The organism is Niallia sp. FSL R7-0648, assembly GCF_038007005.1.
GTDB classification, from domain to species: Bacteria; Bacillota; Bacilli; order Bacillales; family Cytobacillaceae; genus Niallia; species Niallia circulans.
Genome location: NZ_JBBOWE010000002.1, coordinates 636731 through 656057, shown reverse-complemented (window position 1 = coordinate 656057; position 19327 = coordinate 636731). Strand labels below are relative to the sequence as shown.

The 19327-nt window shown below is 39.2% G+C and carries 15 protein-coding genes; 5 read left to right on the top strand and 10 right to left on the bottom strand.

Annotation, left to right across the window (positions count from 1 at the left end; translation table 11 throughout):
- Nucleotides 1-5: 5 nt before the first annotated feature.
- The 9 genes from NSQ89_RS23290 to modA all read right to left on the bottom strand — a co-directional run bounded on the left by NSQ89_RS23290 (nt 6) and on the right by modA (nt 11955).
- Entirely contained in the window at nt 6-1016 is a 1011-nt protein-coding gene (locus NSQ89_RS23290; protein ID WP_047941006.1) for a ThiF family adenylyltransferase, read from the bottom strand.
- 22 nt (nt 1017-1038) lie between these two features.
- Nucleotides 1039-2043 (bottom strand): GTP 3',8-cyclase MoaA, encoded by a 1005-nt coding sequence (gene moaA / locus NSQ89_RS23285; protein ID WP_047941007.1) that lies wholly within the window; start codon nt 2041-2043, stop codon nt 1039-1041.
- A 55-nt stretch (nt 2044-2098) separates the two neighbouring features.
- Nucleotides 2099-3601 carry a tetratricopeptide repeat protein gene (locus NSQ89_RS23280; RefSeq protein WP_341133338.1) on the bottom strand — a complete coding sequence of 501 codons (1503 nt, stop codon included), beginning with the start codon at nt 3599-3601 and terminating at the stop codon, nt 2099-2101.
- 54 nt (nt 3602-3655) lie between these two features.
- Entirely contained in the window at nt 3656-4348 is a 693-nt protein-coding gene (gene narI / locus NSQ89_RS23275; RefSeq protein ID WP_303985686.1) for a respiratory nitrate reductase subunit gamma, read from the bottom strand.
- 33 nt (nt 4349-4381) lie between these two features.
- Complete coding sequence (narJ, locus tag NSQ89_RS23270; RefSeq protein WP_053215595.1) at nt 4382-4999, bottom strand: nitrate reductase molybdenum cofactor assembly chaperone; 618 nt, start codon at nt 4997-4999, stop codon at nt 4382-4384.
- A gap of 253 nt (nt 5000-5252) precedes the next feature.
- Nucleotides 5253-6728 (bottom strand): nitrate reductase subunit beta, encoded by a 1476-nt coding sequence (gene narH, locus NSQ89_RS23265; protein WP_303985689.1) that lies wholly within the window; start codon nt 6726-6728, stop codon nt 5253-5255.
- Entirely contained in the window at nt 6718-10401 is a 3684-nt protein-coding gene (locus NSQ89_RS23260) for a nitrate reductase subunit alpha (RefSeq protein WP_341133337.1), read from the bottom strand. Before NSQ89_RS23260 ends, narH begins: the two co-directional genes overlap by 11 nt.
- Before the next feature lie 105 nt (nt 10402-10506).
- Nucleotides 10507-11169 carry a molybdate ABC transporter permease subunit gene (gene modB / locus NSQ89_RS23255; RefSeq protein ID WP_095258340.1) on the bottom strand — a complete coding sequence of 221 codons (663 nt, stop codon included), beginning with the start codon at nt 11167-11169 and terminating at the stop codon, nt 10507-10509.
- Nucleotides 11170-11181: 12 nt separating this feature from the next.
- Nucleotides 11182-11955, bottom strand: a complete 774-nt coding sequence (modA, locus tag NSQ89_RS23250) for a molybdate ABC transporter substrate-binding protein (protein WP_095258341.1) — start codon at nt 11953-11955, stop codon at nt 11182-11184.
- Nucleotides 11956-12041: 86 nt separating this feature from the next.
- Between modA and moaC the strand changes: the two genes are divergently transcribed.
- The 4 genes from moaC to NSQ89_RS23230 all read left to right on the top strand — a co-directional run bounded on the left by moaC (nt 12042) and on the right by NSQ89_RS23230 (nt 16463).
- A complete protein-coding gene (gene moaC / locus NSQ89_RS23245) occupies nt 12042-12530 on the top strand; it encodes a cyclic pyranopterin monophosphate synthase MoaC (protein ID WP_095258342.1) in 489 nt (162 codons plus the stop codon).
- A 239-nt stretch (nt 12531-12769) separates the two neighbouring features.
- Nucleotides 12770-13873 (top strand): hypothetical protein, encoded by a 1104-nt coding sequence (locus NSQ89_RS23240; RefSeq protein ID WP_341133336.1) that lies wholly within the window; start codon nt 12770-12772, stop codon nt 13871-13873.
- Nucleotides 13874-14257: 384 nt separating this feature from the next.
- Entirely contained in the window at nt 14258-15136 is an 879-nt protein-coding gene (locus tag NSQ89_RS23235; protein ID WP_445668977.1) for an SDR family oxidoreductase, read from the top strand.
- A gap of 124 nt (nt 15137-15260) precedes the next feature.
- On the top strand, nt 15261-16463 hold the full coding sequence (locus tag NSQ89_RS23230) for an AGE family epimerase/isomerase (protein WP_341133335.1): 1203 nt from the start codon (nt 15261-15263) through the stop codon (nt 16461-16463).
- A 151-nt stretch (nt 16464-16614) separates the two neighbouring features.
- Here NSQ89_RS23230 and NSQ89_RS23225 read toward each other — a convergent pair whose 3' ends face one another.
- A complete protein-coding gene (locus tag NSQ89_RS23225; RefSeq protein ID WP_341133334.1) occupies nt 16615-17532 on the bottom strand; it encodes a DMT family transporter in 918 nt (305 codons plus the stop codon).
- Between the two features lie 134 nt (nt 17533-17666).
- Between NSQ89_RS23225 and pdxR the strand changes: the two genes are divergently transcribed.
- Nucleotides 17667-19091, top strand: a complete 1425-nt coding sequence (gene pdxR / locus NSQ89_RS23220) for a MocR-like pyridoxine biosynthesis transcription factor PdxR (RefSeq protein WP_341133438.1) — start codon at nt 17667-17669, stop codon at nt 19089-19091.
- The last annotated feature ends 236 nt before the right edge of the window (nt 19092-19327 follow it).

Sequence of the window (19327 nt, the reverse complement as noted above, 5' to 3'; positions counted from 1 at the left end):
CCCCCTTAACCTACTAGCTGATAGTATATTTTTTTCGCTTCTGTAACGGAATTAGTGCCATGTATTAATGTTCTCCCATCAAGGAAAAAGACAATTCGATAGGACTGGTACGTAATCGATACTAGATATTCATTCTGTTTTACACTTGTAAATACTTGAAATCGGGCTGCTAATGCTGCTAAGGAGTGTGATGTATTTGCCCTAAGCTGGACCGTATCTCTTCCACACAAGACTTCCGTCTTCAACTGATTTTGGTATGCTAATGCTGGATATGTCGGGTTCATCCCACAAGTAAGGCACTCATCCCGCTTTACTCCCTCCACTCTAATCGTTTGATAAAGGTTATTCCAGAGATCAAACGTTAAATAGGTGGCTCGTCGTTTATCTGCTGCACCTGTTAGGAGCTTCAATGCTTCAGCTGTTTGATGTGCTACAACCATTTGCACGGCAGGACCAATGATTCCAACTGCATCACATGTCACACCTGTTAAAGGTATCGCGTCAAGCAAACAACGTAAGCAAGGCGTTTCATTTGGAATAACCGTATAGCTCATTCCCGTAGCACCGACACAGGCACCAAAAATCCAAGGTATCCTATGCTGGTGCAACGCATCATTCAAGATAAATCGAGTATCAAAATTGTCAGTTGCGTCAATTACGAGATCCACATCTTTTATTAATGGCTCAAGCGTTTCACCTGTTACATCCATCACATGTGCATGGATCTTTATACACTGATTTATTTCCCGCAAGTGTTTTTGAGCTGCAATTGCCTTAGGGAGCTGCTTTTCTACATCTTTTTCCGTAAACAGATGCTGGCGTTGTAAATTACTCTCTTCTACATAATCTCGATCCACAATAGATACTTCCCCAACTCCCGCGCGGACAAGTGCTTCTGCATTAGCCGATCCTAAAGCTCCACACCCTACTATTAATACGTGCTTTTTCGCAATTTGCTCTTGTCCATGCTCGCCAATTGGCTGAAAACGTATTTGTCTGGAATATCGATTATTCATCGCTTTGCTCTCCCTTATTTATCTATCCACCAATATAGGACATCTCCATTTTCTTTCTATGCTTCGCTGACTCTTCCGTCCGTTCATCTGAATAGCGGTCGTTTCTGTTTTTCCATGTTGGCACAATTGATTGTAAAATTGTCTGGTCATCTGCATTAGATCGTAATAATGTTCGAAGATCGAGCCCGCCGCTTGCAAATAAACAGGTATAAAACTTCCCATCTGCTGCTAGCCTGGCTCGTGTGCACGTAGAACAAAAGGATTCAGAAACTGACGTAATGAATCCAACCTCTGCATTAGTTCCAACATAACGATAACGCTTTGCCACTTCTCCTATGTAGGCAGAATCCACAGGTTCCAGCTCAAAATGTTGGCTTAATTGCTCAAACAGCTGTTTTTTCGTTATCACCTGGCTGAAATCCCAACCATTTGTTTGGCCAACATCCATAAACTCAATGTATCGCAATGGTATTTCCTGTTCTTTAAAGTATTTTGCCATTGGGATTACTTGTTGATCATTCATTCCTTTTTTGACAACCATATTCACTTTTACACTGAGTCCAGCCTTTCGTGCCTGTTCAATGGAGTCTAATATTTTTTTAGTAGGTATACCGCTATCGTTAATTGATTGAAAAACTTTATCATCTAATGCATCCAAGCTCACATTCACACGTTCTAAACCTGCTTGCTTCAAACTTTTTGCCATTTTCCCTAGCAGTATTCCATTTGTTGTCAAGCCAATATCCTCTAACCCATCAATAGCAGCTAACTTCTCAATTAGGGTTGCAATGTCTCTTCGTAATAAAGGTTCCCCGCCTGTTAAACGAATTTTTCTTACGCCTAATTGAACAAATAGTTTAGCTAATCGTTCAATCTCCTCAAAACTTAGCAACTGGTCTTTGGGTAAGAAAGAAAAGTCTTTACCGAAGATTTCCCTTGGCATACAATACGTACAACGAAAGTTACATCGATCAATAACTGATATACGTAAATCTTGTAATGGACGACCGAGCCTATCCTGTAACATGCTAAATTCTCCTCTGTTGGTTGTAACCTCATATTTGATCGCTTTCTTCTCTTTTCTACGATAATACTTCTCTGCTGTTTACTTGCAATTTGACTAGCTTGTTTTCATAGTAAGACTGCTGCTTTGGAAAATCATGACGCTGGTAAAAATCAATTACTGCTGCGAGTGCCTCTTCAGAGAGCGCCTTATCTTTTAGCTTTTCTATCTGTTCTACGCCATACTGGTACCACTCACTTGCTTTCGCAATGTCCTTTTCAGCCTTTTGTTCATAACAATAAGCAAGACGAATACTTGCAAAGCCTAAGGAATCCTTACTAACCGGTCTAAGGCCTTGATAAATATCAATGGCTTCTTGATAGCAGATAAAAGCTTTTTCCATATCGTTTTGTTGAATAAAATTAAATCCAATTGCTTGTAATGTATCTGCATATGCCTTCGATTGTTTTTTATTTGCCTTTTCCAATTGATCTAGGAAAGCTTGATATAGATTTCTCGCTTGTTCATACGACTGTTCTTTCGAATAAATCTTCCCGAGTGCATAAAGGAATTGCATTTGAATACGGGAATGGCCTTTCGTTAACGGCAACCCTTTCTCCAAGTAGTATTTGGCATCCTCTAATTGGTTTACCTTCATAAGTAACGTTCCGATTTTTGAATAGGCATAGACAACCATGAAGTGCTCTTGCTCATGAACTTGTTCCAGCTGTTTAAGGCTTCTCTTATAATAATTGATAGAACGTGGAGCATTTGCTAGATTCTCCTCCAGCTCTGCTAATAGCAAATTCGCCTTTGCTTGGTAAAGCAACACTGGCTGTTCAAGGGCTTTCAATAATCCCAGCGATTGCGTTATTGCTTTCCTTGCCTTTTTCAAATCAAGATAAAAGTAGATTTCTCCCATCCGTAGCAGGATCAAGGCTTGGGTTAACTTGTCATCTGTCTTTTGGTAGTCTTGTAAGGTCTTCTCTTGAAGATACAAGGCGTCCTGATAATGCTCCATGCGAATATACGTCTCTGTTAATTCATTAATAGTCTGATAGATAATAGGATGCTCTTCAGGAATTGCTTTCCGAAAGCAGGTTAATGCTTCTTTAAATTGTTCAACAGCCGTATCAAAAGCCAGATCTTGAAAGCCAATTTGTGCTAACAAATGATAGACGAGACCAAATATATAGTTATCTTCTACCTTATTTTTCTCTAGCTGCATCAACAGTGTTGCTAATAGTTTTCTAGCATTGTCAATCTGGTTATAATCTTTTTCTAGTTTTGCATAGTTTAAATACGCGTCAACCAGCGGTCTAGTTAGTCCGAGCTTTCCTATTTTTGCTTGTTGAATTGCCTGTCTGCTATAATGAGCCGATTTATCATACTGGTTCCTTTTTCGAAAATACTTTGCAAGTGACAACGCAATGGTTAATTGATTCGATACGGCAAACTCCTGTGATCTCGCCTCGTAATGAGGTTCCAATTGGCTCACGATATCTTTTGCTTGTGCCATGTTATTCTCTTGGAGTGTTTTATCGAGCTCTGCCCCCAATAAAAGAATGTCCTGATGGTTCATCCTCATCCCAACCTTATTTGTAAAATTATTTCACTATGATAGGTGCTTCCCATCTCATCCAGCCTTACGTTGAACTCTTCGTTTATAAATCACATAATTTCTACTTAAATAACGAAGCGGAAAACTAAATGCATGAACTAATCGAGTAAACGGCCAAGAAACATATAAAGCAAATGTTGTGTAAATATGGATTTTAAACCAAATGGGTACTTCAGCCATTAGCTCAGGCTGCATACGAAAAACGAATAAACCTCTTAGCCATGGTGCAATCGTTGTCCGGTAATCAAATCCTTGTGAATCGACGTTCATGCTTGTTGCTAATAACCCTGTAAAAATAACGATGATGACCAAGATTAATGCTACCCAATCGCCAATCGAAGAGGTCGCTTTAATACGTTTCACACTAAACCTGCGGTGGGCAAGCAACAGAATCCCAATAAAAGCAACAATTCCTGCAGGTAAACCAAAGATTAGGGCAATTCTATGGTAAAAGTGCTCGGAAATACCAAATGCATTATAGAAAGACACTGGAACAATCAGCCCTGCAAAGTGGCCGCCCAAGACAAAAAATAATCCCCAGTGGAACATGAGCGATCCAATTCGCAGTCTCCTTTTTTCAAAAATTTCACTAGACTTTGTTGTCCAACCAAATTGATCCTTTTGATAACGATAAATTAAACCGCCAATAAAAATGGTCAGGACAATATAAGGGAAAACTCCCCAAAGTAATAAATTGAGTGAGTTCATATTGGTTACTCCTTTTCTTCCAGCTAATATCTCTTATCCTAGCTGGTTCTTAATTAATTGATCTCGCATCTTTGCAAGAATAGCTTGATCTTCTAAATTTGTTATAGGAGTTTGCTTTTCGGCTGTCAGATGATGCTCGAGGCCATCTTGTTCAAACAGCTGAATCAAAACATCAAAAAGTAAGCTATAAAAGCTTTTAATTGATAAGAGAGATTCTCTAATTTCCCAAATTGCTTGTTCATGCATTTTCCAAAGCTCTTGTCTGATATCAGCTGAAACCTGTGCAGAAAATTCAAGCATTAACGGTATATAATCTGGCAGTTCTGTTTCAACAATGTCAAAGCCGGCTGCTTGATAAAATTTTTTTAGTTTTAGAAGCTCTAGGCCTCGCTCTTTTTGTTCACCATTTTTGAAATACGTAACGTAAAGATTCGTTTTCCGGTCGAAGTCAAATTGGCTTACATAATGGTTAATCCAATCATCCAATGGTGTTTGCTCTACCAGCTCTATAAATTGAAGTAGTTTTTGACGAATTCTCGTGTCGCCCACTTCCTGTATTTCTGCTGTTAATCCAAGTAGAATCTGCCTAAATTCTTCATTTGGATAGCGTAATAAAAATGCTAGCATTTGATAAAGCTCTGTTTGTTTCATGTTTGTTCATCCTTTTTGTCAGGTTACTTATTATCGCAAAGCAGGTTTATTGTGTGGCTAGTAATCCATTGCCTATCTCGAATTGGGCGGGCGCTGCTATAGATTGTTGCGCCCTGTCCCAGCTTATGCTTATGCTTTTCCCGCGAAATTCTAGCAGCTACAGATTCCTAGGATTGTGGTTTCCCCACGCAAATCCCTTCATTCATATTTGCTCTAATCATTTATTCTCCTCGTGAAAGGGTGGAACCATTTATCAAGATAAGACGCCACAGGCGCCAGGCCCGCCAGCAAAATCCAATCCACAAGCGCCTTGGTCATAATAAAGATCTGCTATATCTTCCTTATGGCTTTTAGGAATAACGAAGCGATCATTATATTTGGCAATAGCTAGCAGTCGGTACATCTTTCTAATGTCGTTTTCCTCGAGCCCCAGCTCTTCAATAATAGAGACATCAAAGGATTTCCCTGTTTGTTCGGCCCGCATATAGCTACGCATAACTGCCATTTTCTTTAATACAGTACGAATATGAGCCGTATCCCCAGCAGTTAATAAATTAGCTAGATATTCAATCGGAATGCGCATTTCGTCAATAGCCGGGAAGATATCTTCTGTATCTGCTTGACTGCCTTTTCCTTCTATCATATTCATAACTGGGCTAAGTGGTGGAATATACCACACCATTGGCATTGTTCGGTATTCAGGGTGTAATGGTAAAGCAATCTTCCAGTCGATGATCATTTTATATAATGGAGATTGCTGCGCCGCTTCAATCCAATCCATTGGGATGCCTTCTTTTTTCGCTTCCTTCACTACTTCTGGGTCATTTGGATCTAAGAAAATATCTAATTGTGCCTGATACAATTCTTTCTCTTCTTTAACAGAAGCTGCCTCTAATACTTTATCAGCATCATAGAGCATGACACCGATATAGCGGATTCTGCCAACACATGTTTCAGAGCAAATGGTTGGCTGGCCATTTTCAATTCTTGGATAGCATAGTGTACATTTCTCCGCTTTACTTGTTTTCCAGTTAAAGTACACTTTTTTATATGGACAGGAGCTGACACATTGTCTCCAAGCCCGACAAGCATTCTGATCTACAAGTACAATGCCATCTTCATCACGTTTATACATCGCGCCAGATGGACAGGAGCTCACACAAGGTGCGTTAATGCAATGTTCACATATACGCGGCAAGTACATCATAAATACATCTTCAAACTCCGTTTTTATTGATTCCTCCATTTGCACAACGTTTGGATCACGCAAACCAGTTATATGCCCGCCAGCAAGGTCATCTTCCCAGTTCGGTCCCCACTCTAAATCCATAAACTCGCCAGTGATAGCTGACTTTGCTCGGGCAACAGGTTGATGCTTACGTTCCGGACTGTTTGTCAATGTTTCATAATCATAATTCCATGGTTCATAATAATCATCAATTTCTGGCTGATTTGGGTTATAGAAAAGGCTGAATAATCGATTTACTTTAGAACCTGATTTCAGTTTTAGTTCACCCTTTTTATCCAGCTCCCAGCCGCCTTTATATTTCTCTTGGTCTTCCCATTGTTTCGGATAGCCGATTCCAGGTTTTGTTTCGACATTATTAAAGTACATATATTCTGCGCCAGGGCGATTGGTCCACGTATTTTTGCATGTCACACTACATGTATGACAGCCAATACATTTATCTAAATTCATCACCATGCCAATTTGTGCTTTAATCTTCAAGCCACTCCACCTCCTTCATCTTTCTAATGACGACATGCAAATCCCGTTGGTTTCCAGTTGGTCCATAATAGTTAAATCCATAGCTTAGTTGGCCATAGCCACCAATCATATGCGTTGGCTTAACATGGATTCGCGTAGGACTATTATGTGTCCCTCCTCGGTTTTTCGTAAGATTCGTGCCAGGAACGTGAATATGTCTGTCTTGAGCATGGTACATAAAGGCAACACTTCTAGGAATTCGATGAGAGACAACCGCTCTGGCAACGACCACACCATTTCGGTTAAAGCATTCAATCCAATCGTTATCTTCTATATCTACTTCTTTGGCATCTTCCTTGTTCATCCATATCGTTGGTCCACCTCTAAACAATGTCAGCATCGGCTGTGCATCATAATACATACTGTGAATAGACCATTTATTATGTGGTGTTAGATAATTTAACGTAATTTCTTTTCCTTCCACTTTTGGACGATCTTGCTGAAAAGGTGTATGGTGGAGCATTGGCTTAAATGTCGCCATCTCTTCCCCAAATTCCTTCATCATCTCATGATCTAAATAAAAGGACTGTCTTCCTGTAAGGGTATGGAAAGGAATCATTCGCTCAATATTTGTTGTAAATGGTGAATACCGTCTCCCGCCTTTTTCCGAACCAGTAAAGGCAGGTGACGTAATGACCGTTTTTGGTTGTGCATTAATTTGTTCTAATGTAAATAGATCTTCTTCACGCTCTGCAGCTAAATCCTTTAACTCCAAGCTGGTTTGCTGTTCCAGTGATTCCCAAGCCTTGACTGCGATTTTGCCGTTTGTCGTAGATGACATCATGAGAATGGCCTGACAAGCGTCTCTTGCACTTTCAATATTTGGGAGACCTTTGGAAATCCCTTCTTCTTCTACTACACCAATTGCATGCTTGACTTGTTCATACTCCTTTTCCATGGACCAGCTTATCCCTTTGCCGCCATATGGGTTTTTGGCAACATTCGGTCCTAGAGAGGTCATTTTTTTATAAACCTGCTTATAATCTCGTTCTACCACATGAATATTTGGCATGGTTCGCCCTGGAATTGCTTCACAATCACCTTTGGACCAATCTTTAATCTCCCCAAAAGGCTGGGCCATTTCTTGTGGAGTATCGTGCTGCAGCGGTGTAGCTACAACCTCTTTAATTACGTCCATATCGATTTGTTCGGCTAGCTCTGAAACCCCTTTTGCTAGCTTCTTGAAAATATCCCAATCTGACTTCGATTCCCAAGGCGTAGCAACCGCTGGATTAAATGGATGTACAAATGGATGCATATCTGTGCTTGATAAATCAAACTTTTCATACCAGGTCGCGGCTGGTAAGATAATATCGGAATACAAGGCCGTTCCTGCCATCCGGAAATCAAGATCGATTAAAAGATCCAATTTTCCTTCTGGTGCCTCTTCCCGCCATTTTATTTCAGCTGGTCGAATACTAGATTGATCATCATTCAACAATCCATGTGTTGTTCCAAGTAAATGTTTTAGAAAATATTCATGCCCTTTTCCAGAGCTTGAGATTAAATTGGCACGCCAAACAAATAACGTACGAGGAAAATTGACTGGATTATCTGGGTCTTCTATCGCAAATTGCAATGATTTATTCATCAACTCTTTTGCTACATATTGCGCAATTTCCTCTTGGGTTTGACAGCCCTTCGCAACTGCCTCTTTATAAATAGCAATGCCATTCTTATTAAATGTTGGATAGGATGGCAGCCATCCTAATCGAGCCGCTAGCACATTATAATCCCCATGATGGTCATATCTTGCTTTCTCTACTGTCGCAGCCGTTATTTCATTAACAGACGTTTCTTCATAACGCCACTGGTCTGTAGCAAAATAAAAAAATGATGTCCCATTTTGCAGTTTTGGCGGTGCCTGCCAATCTTTTGCTGTAGCTAAGGTATTCCATCCTTCTGCTGGTCGAAGCTTTTCTTGCCCTACATAATGTGCCCAGCCTCCCCCATTTACTCCTTGCGCACCTACCATTAAAATTAAGTTGATGATGGCACGATAGATAGTGTCAGAATGGAACCAATGGTTAATACCAGCACCCATAATAATCATAGAACGACCTTTTGTATCGATAGCATTTTGGGCAAATTCTTTCGCGATTTTAATAACTAAGTTTCGATCGACATTACTAATACTCTCTTGCCATGCTGGAGTAAAAGGCGCCATGTCATCATAGGATTGTGCGACTTCTCCACCGATGCCCCGATCAATTCCGTAATTAGCAAGCATAAGATCATAAACTGTTGTGATATATTCTGTTTGCCCATTTAATTCAACTGCTTTTACTGGAACGGCACGATTCATAACAGAACGCTTTTCTGCATCAAAGTAGGGCAATTGAATTTCCATCACCTCATCTTCAAGTCCTAGAAAGCTTAGCTTTGGATCAATTGCTTCTCCTGTATATTCATCCACTAAATGCAGATTCCATTTCCCTTTTTTATCCCATCGCGAACCTATTGTTCCTTGTGGAATAGCAAAATTCCCCGTGCGCTCATTATACATAGCAGGCTTCCACTCATTGTGCTCACCAGAAAGGCCTAGATCCTTTGCATGTAAAAAGCGGTCAGCCTGGTAGCTTGATCCCACTTTTTTCAAACGAACGGCGAAAGGAAAATCAGTATATTGTTTCGCATAAGATTCAAAGTATGGTATTTGTTTTTTATGATAAAACTCATTTAAAATAACATGTCCCATTGCCATGGCTACCGCACCATCCGTCCCTTGCTTGACAGCCATCCAGTCATCAGAGAATTTGGTTGATTCCGCATAGTCTGGACTAACAGAAACCACCTTTGTTCCTTTATATCTTGCCTCGGCAAGGAAGTGAGCATCTGGTGTACGTGTTAAGGGAACATTAGAGCCCCATGTCATAATATAGCCAGCATTAAACCAATCAGAGCTTTCTGGAACATCTGTCTGATCTCCCCAAATTTGTGGAGATGCAGGTGGCAAATCCGCATACCAGTCATAAAAGCTAAGCATCGGTCCTCCTATTAGGGACATAAAGCGGCTTCCCGCTGCATGACTCACCATGGACATCGCTGGAATTGGAGAAAAGCCAACATTGCGGTCAGATCCGTATTTTACCGTTGTATACAAAACAGCCGCTGCAATAATTTGGGTAACTTCTTCCCAATCAGCCCGTACTAATCCGCCTTTTCCGCGAACACTTTTATACTGATTGGCCTTTTCTTTATCTTCCACAATGCTTTTCCAAGCATCTAATGGTTTCTTGTGTTCCGCTATGGCCTCTCGCCATAAATATAGTAGCTTTTTGCGAATATAAGGATACTTCACGCGCAGCGGGCTATATAAATACCAGGAAAAACTTGCACCTCGCGGACAGCCCCTTGGCTCAAATTCCGGCATGTCTGGTCCTGTTGTTGGGTAATCCACATTTTGCCCTTCCCATGTCACAATGCCGTCTTTCACGAAGATGTTCCAGCTGCAAGAACCCGTACAGTTCACTCCATGAGTGGAACGGATTACTTTATCATGCTGCCATCTTCTGCGATACACATTTTCCCAATCCCGGTCTCCTTCTTGTAATTGACTATGGTTATTGCTATATGTTTCTTTTGGTTTCAAATAGTTTAATCGTTGCCAAAGTGGAGATGGTTTTTTCTTCATCTTTATCCCTCCATATTCCGACCTGTCATCAAAGCAGGTTGCTTATATGCTTATTAAAACATCCTCCACTAGCTTAAGGTGTGAATTACATCACACATGGATGCATTAACTGCGGCGTGCCCTCTTTTGAATAAAAAGCAGCATAACAAAAGAAATAATCACCATCATCATCACCCAGCTCCATGCGAGTGCAAGTTTGTTAGATTCAAAAGCAACATAAATCGCTAATGGAAGCGTTTGCGTTTGTCCCGGAATATTTCCTGCAAACATAATCGTTGCACCAAATTCCCCTAAGGCTCTAGCAAAACTTAATATTGTGCCTGTGACAAGAAAGGGAGAACATAATGGTAGTGAAATATGTCGAAATAGACGCCAACTATTTGCACCATCTACTCGAGCTGCATCCTCTATTAATGGATCCATACTCTCAAACCCATTTTTCACCGATTGATACATTAATGGGAAAGCAACCACAACAGCTGCAAGGATAGCTCCCGAAACGGTAAACATTAAGGATTGGCCAAATAAAAAATCAAGAGCTTTCCCAATCACACCATTCTTGCCAAATAGCATAATCAGCAGGAAACCAATCACCGTTGGTGGTAACACAATTGGTAATAGCAGAATGACTTCTATGATTACCTTGCCCGGAAACTCTTTTTTCGTCATGAACCATGCCGTTACAATTCCTAATATAATTACAAAAAGCGTCGCGCTAATTGCAATTAATAAAGAGAGCTCAATAGGCTGCCAAAAGCTACTTTTCATTCTGCACTCTCCTTACTTGTTTACGGTGGTGAACCCATACTTCGCAAAAATAGTGTCTGCCTTTGCACTTCGCAAAAAGTTATAAAAAGCTACTGCTTCTTCCTTATGCTTGGTATCTTTCAAAATTCCGATTGGATACTGGATAGGATCATGCCATTCTTCATCGACTACTCGCTCTACTTCTACTTGCTTAGCGGTTATTACGTCTGTGGCATATACAAAACCAAAGTCAACACTTCCTGATTCCACATACTGTAATACTTGGCGAACATCTTTTGCATAGACTAATTTAGATTCAAGGGAATGAAATATCCCTACATGTTCGAGCGCCTGTTTTGCATAGATACCTGCCGGGACACTTTCTGGTGTCCCAATAGCAATTTCTTGTACCTGTTCGTCTAGTAAATCCTTAAATTCGCGAAATTGAGAGAAGCTATCTTTTCTTTTGATCAGGACTAACTGATTACGTAATAATAATTCTTGATGTGACTTATCTAGCAAACCCTGTTTATTCAAATAGTCAAATGGCTCTTCAGCAGCTGAGAGGAAAATGTCAACTGGTGCACCTTGACTAATTTGTTGTTGTAATGCTCCTGAAGATGCTAGATTTAGCGATATAGCTATATTGGATTCCTCAGATTCAAATGCCTCCACAAGCTCCTCCATCGCATCCGTTAAACTCGCGGCGGCTGACACGGTTAGCTTCACTTCTCTTTTCTCCGAGGAACAGCCCGCTAGAAAAAAGAAACAGATACAAATAATGATCAAGCCTTTCCATTTATACATATGGTCCTCCTTTATTTTTTTTAGCCGATAATGATGCAAGACGCATCCATTTACTTTTGTTATACTACAAACAAGGAGTGATATTAGTGACAAACTTCACACATTTTAATCAGCAAGGCAGGGCAAAGATGGTTGATATCACCGACAAGCAGGAATCATCTCGCACAGCTATTAGTCAATCAAGTATTATCGTGAATGAACTTATTTATAAAAAAATAATGAACCATGAGTTTGCAAAAGGAGATGTACTTGCTGTTGCACAAGTTGCTGGTATTATGGCAGCAAAGCAAACTTCTTCGATTATTCCCATGTGTCACCCACTTTCACTAAGTGGAGTTGATATGCAATTTAATTGGAAACAAAATGAGGATAAATGGGAGCTTATTATACGAGTAGAAGTAAAAACCAAAGGAAGCACTGGAGTCGAAATGGAAGCATTAACGGCCGCCGCAGTTACAAGCTTAACCATTTATGATATGTGCAAAGCGGTCGATAAAGGGATGGTAATCGGGCCAACCTTTCTAGTGGAGAAATCCGGCGGGAAAAGTGGCGATTATAAGCGAGAGGAAATGTGAGATTTAAGTGGAGGAAGCTGGATCAAGCAGAGACGTTTGATCCAGCCTTTTTTAATACTCTCCCCTTCCATGAATCACACCCTAATTTATAAATAGGTAAGCGCTTGGAAAGAAAGGGAGAATCTATTAACTAAACGCTCCTATTCTATGAAAAATAAGATATTCCCTGTTAACTTTGTTGCATATAGGGAATACATCTAGAATAATAGATAGAAGAATATACATAAGGAAGTGACAACATGAAAAGACTAGCCTTGCTATTCTCAGGAGTACTCCTTGTTGTTTTCCTCATCTCTTGTTCGAAAAACACTCCTACTATTAAAGAAAGTGAACAACATGATGAAGAACAGACACAGGAAGAAAAGTCTTCTGGTGAGAAGAAAGCAATAAAAGAAGAGAATCCTCCGCCAGCCTACAAACCAATGGAACCAACAGAAGGTGCTTCTCCTCTAACTGAAAAGGTAGCTGAAGAGGAAATAGAGAAGATGCCGAGTGCAGAAGCCCGTGGGGAAGATCGCACTAGAATGGTTCCACTTGGAGAAACTTTGGTAAAGGGTGCTGATGACCAAACCGATTGTCCCTTAAAGAATCATAGACTTATAGCGTATTACGGACATCCAAACTCTACCAAAATGGGAATATTGGGAGAAATGGAACCAGATGAATTAATGGCAAAATTAAAAGAACAAACCCAAGCATATTCAGATGCTGACCCTTCACGCCCTGCTGTACCAATGATTGAACTCATTTCTACCGTAGCACAGCGTGATCCAGGGACGGATGGGAAATACTACCATCCAACTTCACCAGAGCAAATTGATGAATATTCTACTCTCGCGGAAGAAAACGATGCCCTGCTTATGCTGGATGTTCAACTTGGAACAGATTCCGTTCTAAATCAGGTGAAATTGCTTGAGAAATGGCTAAAGCTCCCTCATGTCCACCTAGCGATTGATACGGAATTTCATGTAAAAGAAGGACAAACTCCAGGTGTTAATCTTGGTCAAGTAGACGGAGCTGAAGTACAAGAAGCAGTGCAGTACTTGACGGAAATGGTAAAAGAAAATAATTTGCCCGATAAAATTGTCCTTGTCCATCAATTTATGGACGAAGCATTAACGAACAAAGAAGCCATCAAGCCAACCGAGAATGTAGAAGTAGCCTTAAATTATGACGGGTGGGGCGATTCTAATACTAAAATGGCACTCTATCGCAAATTCGTGCGCAATGAAGCAGTGCAATACGGTGGATTTAAAATCTTTTATAACAAAGATAAACCTGTGCTAAGTCCCGAAGAGGTCTTAAAGCTGGATCCAAGCCCAGCGATTATTAATTATCAATAAAGAGTTAATGTTTGTGAAAAAAGGGAGTTTCATTACTCCCTTTTTATTATGATCCCCCTCTACTTCATCCATGTAATCTGCTACAAACTTGTGCAAGAGCTCATAGAATTGGAAACCTACTTTCATCCCTTGATCTGCCACTATTTATGATAACTTCACCACTCTATTATCCGATTAATATATGAGCCACTCGAATTAGAAAAGGTATATATCAACTATTCCACTCATTCTCTAGTATTCCCGATATGACAGATAGTGCTATAACACTCCGCCTAGGTAAAAAGGTAAAAAATTCCACTAAGCGGTTGCATGTCAAAAAGGAGTTTAGTCTCAAGACAGGGTGGAATGTTAAATAACACATAAATAATTTAGGAGGCGTTATAATTGAGTAAATTAGATGAACAAACCATATTATCAAATGGAGTCACTCCTCAAAAACAATCCGAGCAGCCGGGGGTTGAAAAGGAAATGGACCCTATCCCGATTTATGAGCTAGAAACCCATGTTGGTTCTGGAAAATTGAAAGGCAAAGTGGCCTTGATTACTGGAGGAGACAGCGGAATTGGTAAGGCAGTAGCGATTGGGTATGCAAAGGAAGGCGCGGATATTGCTATCGCCTACTTAAATGAACAAGAGGATGCAGAAAATACGAAAAAGCGTATTGAGCAAGAAGGCGTAAAATGTACGTTGCATGCTGGAGATGTAGCGGATGAAGCATTTTGTAATCAACTAGTTGAAGATGTCATTCAGCAGCATGGAAAACTGAATATCCTTGTTAATAACGCAGCACGTCAGGAAGTAAAAAACAGTGTGCTAGAAATCTCTGCTGAACAATTGAAACGTACATTTGACGTAAACTTTTTTTCAATGGTGTATTTAACTAAAGCTGCCATTCCCCATTTATCAGTTGGTGATAGCTTAATCTATACCGCTTCTATTAATGCATATGTTGGCAATAAAGCGTTGATTGATTATACATCTACTAAAGGGGCTATTGTATCCTTTACTCGTTCCATTGCGCAAGAACTCTCCTCAAAAGGAATTCGAGTTAACGGTGTAGCACCTGGACCGATTTGGACACCACTTATTCCAGCAACCATGACAACCGACCTGCAAGAATCATTTGGCGTTTCTACCCCTCTTGGTCGTCCTGGTCAACCAGCAGATCTTGTAGAACCATACATCCTGCTTGCTTCTGAAGGTTCTGCCTATATGACTGGCCAATTCATCCATGTGAATGGTGGACAATATATGTCTTCTTAATTAGATAAATAAGTCATTTGGACAGCAAAAAAAATCAAGCAGTATTTTCCTCATGGTAGGGAAATACTGTTCTTGATTGCTGCTATCTATTCAATGTCTCGCATAATGGAGGAGGGTAGCCAATATGGAAGGTTCAAGTTATATCCAGTTTGACCATTATCAGGATAAGGGAGAATTGAAGAAACATATATTTAAGACACTTCATTTTTATTATCCGGCCTGTATCGATGAGGAAAAGGGCGGATATATTAATGGGTTTTTAGATGATGGTACTATTAATGACACAGATACTAAACATTTAGTAGCGACTAGCCGGTATATTTATATTTTTAGTATTGGTGCGATTTTAGATGGTCCAGATTGGTGTTTAAAAGCAGCACGTCATGGAATCCAATTTTTGCATGAACATCATTTAGATAAACAGTATAATGGATACTACTTTGAAATGAATGGAACGGATGTAAAAGATGCTGCTAAAATGGCCTATGGTCATGCCTTTGCATTATTAGCATCCTCTATCGCCTACCAAGCTGGCATACAAGAAGCCAGAGAAGTGATGGAAAACGTCTTTAATGTGGTGGAAAACCACTTTTGGGATCCGAAACATGGATATTACAAAGAACAATGGGATGCTGCGTGGACCACTCTTTCCTCTTATAGAGGGCAAAACCCAAACATGCATATGTGTGAAGCCATGCTGACTGCATATGAAGCAACAAATGAAAAAAAATACTTAAAGAAGGCCTATCAGCTCGCAGAGGGCGTTACCCAAGAATTAGCAGACCGTGCAGGCGGGATGATTTGGGAAAACTATACACCGGACTGGCAGCCTGATTATCAATTCAATAAAGACAACACAAAAGATGAATTCCGCCCATATGGATTTATCCCTGGTCATCAATTTGAATGGAGTAAACTCTTAATGTGGCTTGACAGACATCAATCAGAACCTTGGATGCAGGAGACTGCAGAGAAATTGTTCGCAAAAGGATGGGAACAAGGTTGGGATGTAAAATATGGAGGTATTTATTTTGCCCTATCGCCAAGCTTAGAAGTCATTGATACGGATAAAAATTACTGGGTTATGTCAGAAGCAATCGCTGCCGCAGCCTTACTAGCTGCAAAAACTAAGAATCAACAATACTGGGATTATTATAATCAGTTATTCACTTATTCCGCCCAGTATTTCATGGATCATGAACATGGTGGTTGGTCTACACTGCTTAACCGGGAGAATGTAAAATATAGCAATGTAAAAACTACACCTCCCAAAACAGATTACCACCCCATCTCAGCCTGCTATCAATCCATACTAGCTCTGCCATAAGCCAGATGTCTAAAGAATGGCCTTGATTATGATATTAAAAAGCATCTTTTAGTGGGGTTGGCTAAAAGATGCTTTTGTCTCTAAAATTTTCACTATCTTCCGATTATTTTTCTATTATTTGTCTCTTAGTGGTCTGATTTTAACACTTGATTTAATTATTTCCAATCTCTTGATCCATCTGTATTTTCTCTTCTCTCGAGCTAAAATAAATAGCCATAAAGATAAGACATAGTCCTATTAGATGGTAATAATAAAGTGGTTCTTTCAAAAGGAAAAATGATAGAACTACTGTGCTTAGTGGCAAAACGCTTGTTAATATACCTACTGTCGCAGCAGATAATACAGCAAGGCCTTGATACATAAGCAAAAAAGCCAAAACAGTAACAACCATTCCAAAATAAAAAATCAAAAGCCAATCATAACCAGAACCTAATGAATAATTAGCAGTTATGCTATCATAAATAGCCATTGGTAAAAATAACAATCCCCCTATAACAGACACTCCTGTTGTTATAGTTAATGGACTTACTTTTTTTGATATAGACTTACCTAAAATGATAAACAATGCTTCTCCCATCACTGCCCCCAAAACAAGGAAGTTACCTACTATTTCTAGATGACTGCCCGATATCTCTTGCATCACTCCTGAAACGTTAAGAATGATGACTCCTAAAATAGCAGTTATTATAACCGCTATTTTATTTCTTGTAAGTTTCTCTTTAATTATAAAGTAAGCAAGAAGAGCAACCATTGCTGGTAAAGTACTAGTAACTATTCCTGCCTCCATTGCAGTAGTATATTTTAAACCATACAGCATAAAGATACTAAATAAAAATACTCCCGTCAGAGATTGAAAAAAGAGAATGACAATATCCCTTCTACTTAATGAAGGAATCCCCTCCTTGTAAATCAGTAAAGGGACTAATATTAGGGAAGCTACTAAAAACCTTAGCTCAGATGCTAAAAATATCGGCATCGTTTGAATTAATATTTTTACTGCAACCACCGAACTCCCTACAATGGTCATTGCCGCAATAACTTTAAGGTATGCTACAATCCTTTCACTCAATATAACCAACTCCATCTCAAGTAATTATTCCATTTAAACTGGTGTTACAGTAAAATTAACATTATAAATTGGTTTATTAAAGAACCAATTATCATTTATTTTTAAAACCAATATGAACACCTTAGGTGATAATGATGATTTGGATTGAATTAGATAGAACTTCAGAAAAACCAATATTTCAACAAATATACGTGAAAATTAAAGAACAGATTTTACGAGGAGAACTTCTTGAGGGGGACCGACTTCCCTCGAGTCGTGATTTAGCTGCCATTTTAAACGTGTCTCGAAGTGTCGTTCTCGAAGCCTATGATCAATTAATCGCTGAGGGATACATTAAATCTAAACAAGGAGCTGGAACTTTCGTGGAATCTGGAATATCACTAGAGGGTTTTCCTACGAATGAGGAACGGCCTATCTCTGAAAAAAGTACTGATTCAATGAGTAAGGTAAGGACAAATAATTTCATTGACTTTCGTTCCGGCGTACCTTGTTTAAAAAAGTTTCCTCGAAAAAAGTGGGCCAGTATAGGAAAAGACGTTTTTGAAACGATTGAAGACTCATTATTTGGTTATAGTTCACCTGAAGGAAGTGAAGAGTTACGGGTGGTATTATCAAGCTACCTTTATAGAACTAGAGGAATAAACTGTCATCCTAGTCAAATTATTATCACCTCTGGAGCTACTCAAGCATTCACACTTCTAGCTAAACTATTAGTAAAGACTAACTCCGAAGTATTAATAGAGGATCCAGTAACGAAAGAAATTCCTGAAATTTTTATTGAAAGAGGGGCTAATATTACTCCTATTCCAGTCGATGAATTTGGAATGCAAACAGAATGGCTTACAACGAAAAAAAAAGAAAACATTATTTTCGTTACTCCCTCTCATCAATTCCCTTTAGGTGGAATATTACCCATTCAAAGAAGAATTCAACTTATTAATTTTGCTAAGGAAACAAATAGTTATATTCTAGAGGACGATTATGATAGTGAATTTCGCTATTCTGGTCATCCAGTAAGTTCACTGCAAGGATTATTTCCTGAACGAGTTATTTACATAGGGACTTTTAGTAAAATCTTATCACCTAGTCTGCGAATTGGTTATGTCATTTTGCCAAATGCACTGGTAGAAGAAGCCAAAAATCTTAAAAGATACACTGATTATCACTCTCCAACTATTGAGCAAGTAATTTTAGCACGTTTTATAAAGGATGGACACTTAGAGAAACATATAGTTAAAATGAGGAAACTATATAAAAAAAAGAGAGATTTCTTAATAGGATGTCTAAAAAAGGAATTTGGAGACCTAATTGAAATCCTTGGTGCTTCAACAGGCATTCACCTAGTTGTTAAATTTAATTTTAAGTTCCCACAAAAGATCTTAGATGAAATCAAAAATAAAGGAGTTAATATCTTTTCCGTAGAGAAACATGCTTTAATTAAAGGAAAACACAACAACAAGCTTATTTTCGGATATGGTAATTTAACTGATACGGAATTAGCAGAAGGAGTAAAGCTCTTAAGAAATGTGATAGAAGCAGAGTCAGGACAGAAAAATTAAACAACACTACTAAATAATCCAATAATAGCTGATTTGAAGAAATCCCTTTTTAATGGAAGGAGGGAAGATATTGGTAAAGCAATTGACAACTGATTTATGAAAGCAGGAATATCATTGAGCATGACATCATTCTCTTCTGATTATCATGCAGTTACAACGGATACGCTTAGCATGATTTGTCTCTCACTTGTCAAAAGCAAACCAATACCTTATTTACTGGTTCAACGTAATCTATA